The organism is Streptomyces sp. CBMA156, from assembly GCF_014596515.1.
GTDB lineage: Bacteria > Actinomycetota > Actinomycetes > Streptomycetales > Streptomycetaceae > Kitasatospora.
This window is the reverse complement of the sequence record NZ_MSJQ01000378.1, coordinates 1-1,688: the sequence shown is the minus strand read 5'-3', so window position 1 is coordinate 1,688 and position 1,688 is coordinate 1. Positions and strand designations below refer to the sequence as shown.

Genomic DNA, 1,688 nt, shown 5'->3' with positions numbered 1-1,688 from the left:
CCACCACGGCACCACCGCCGACGCCGGTGCGGCCCGCCCTCTCACCGGCCTCCGGACGGCGGGCCGCCGTGGCGGCCACCCCGGGCCGCGCTTCAGGGAACGCGGCCCGCGGCCGGCAGCGGCCGGTCGAACAGGCGGTACGGGTCCTGATCGGACGGATCGAGGTCAGGGCCGCCGAACGCACCCCGGTCGCACCGCGCAGGCCGGTGGCGGCCCGCCGGGCCCCGGCCCTCGACCTGGACAAGTACCTCGACCGGGAGCCCTCATGACCGGACGGGAGGACCCATGAGCAACCACCTCGCGATCGCGACCGTCAGCGAGGCGCTGCGGCTGCTCATCAGCCGCGCGCTCTCGCCCGACATCCCGTTCGCGGTCGAGGTCGGCACCCGCAAGCCGCCGACCGAGCCGCCGGCCGACCCGGCCATCACCGTCTTCCTCTACCAGGTCACGCCCAACGCCTCGCTGCGCAACCGCGACGCGCCCACCCGCGCGACGGACGGCACCGTGCTGACCCGGCCGGCCGCCGCCCTCGACCTGCACTACCTGATCAGCTGCTACGGCGAGGAGTCCCAGCTGGTCGGCCAGCGGCTGCTCGGCTGCGTGGTCCGGGCACTGACCGAACAGCCGGTGCTGTCCCGGCAGTTGATCGAGGAGGCGGCCGACCAGCCGTACCTGACCGGGACGGACCTGGCCGCCGCGCCGCAGCGGGTGCGCTTCACGCCCACGACGATGGACGTCGACGAGATGTCCAAGCTGTGGAGCACGCTGCTCCAGACGCCGTACGCGCTGTCCGTCTCCTACCAGGCCACCGCCGTCTTCGTGGAGGGCAAGACCGATCCGGTGGCCGGCAAACCGGTGCTGCGCCGCACCGTACGGGCCGTGCCGTCCCGCGGGCCGGTCGTCGAGCGGGTGCGCTCCCGGCCGGCCGGGTCGCGGGGCGCCCCCGAGGAGGGGCCGGTGACCAAGGACCGGGAGCTGGTGGTGGACGGCTCCGGCCTGCGGGCGGACCTGGTCGTGGCCCGGCTGGGCGGACGGCGGGTGCCGGTCGGCCCCGCCGGAGTCCGGGACGACCGCCTCGTGGTCGCCGTACCGGAGGACCTGCCGCCCGGCGTGCACCGGGTGCAGGTGCTGCACGGACTCGCCCTGGACGGCCGGCCAGCCGCCGACCACCTCGCCGTGGAGTCCAACGCCCAGACCTTCGCCCGGCAGCCGCGGATCGTCGCGCCGGTCGGCACCGCGGACCGCGACGACGGACCGGCCGGGGTCTCGGCCCGGCTGGACGTCCGGCTGGACCTTCCGGTCCTGGACGACCAGCAGGTCCTGCTGCTGCTGGACGAGTTGGACCCGCCCGCCGGGCGGCCCGGGGCGAGCCACCAGTTCCGCGCGCCCGCACCGCCGCGGCCGCGCCCCGACCCGTTCGAGGTCCGGGTGCCGGTCGTCGGCGTCCGCCCGACGGCGTACCTGGCCCGGGTCCAGGTGGACGGCGTGCCCAGCGAGTTGACGGTGTCCGCCGACGGGTCCTTCACCGGACCCGTCGTGGACCTGACGCACTGACCGCAGGACGGGGGACGGGGGACGGGATGAGCACGCGCCGAAGGCAGGGCCGCGACGGCCCGGCGGACGAGCCGCACCGGCGGTCGCTGTCGGCCGCCGTCACCGCCGTGCTCGAACGGCTCGACGCCCACGCG

General features: G+C 76.4%; 1 protein-coding gene and 1 pseudogene. Both read left to right on the top strand.

What is annotated here, in order from left to right; all coding sequences use genetic code 11:
- Positions 1 to 269 (top strand): annotated as a pseudogene (locus BU198_RS32980) (hypothetical protein); the annotation flags it as partial.
- 16 nt (positions 270 to 285) lie between these two features.
- Complete coding sequence (locus BU198_RS42905; RefSeq protein ID WP_223245292.1) at positions 286 to 1,554, top strand: DUF4255 domain-containing protein; 1,269 nt, start codon at positions 286 to 288, stop codon at positions 1,552 to 1,554.
- The last annotated feature ends 134 nt before the right edge of the window (positions 1,555 to 1,688 follow it).

Excerpts from the sequence above, each read along its gene's own strand:
- BU198_RS42905 (WP_223245292.1), top strand. The coding sequence starts at position 286 with ATGAGCAACCACCTCGCGATCGCGACCGTCAGCGAGGCGCTGCGGCTG.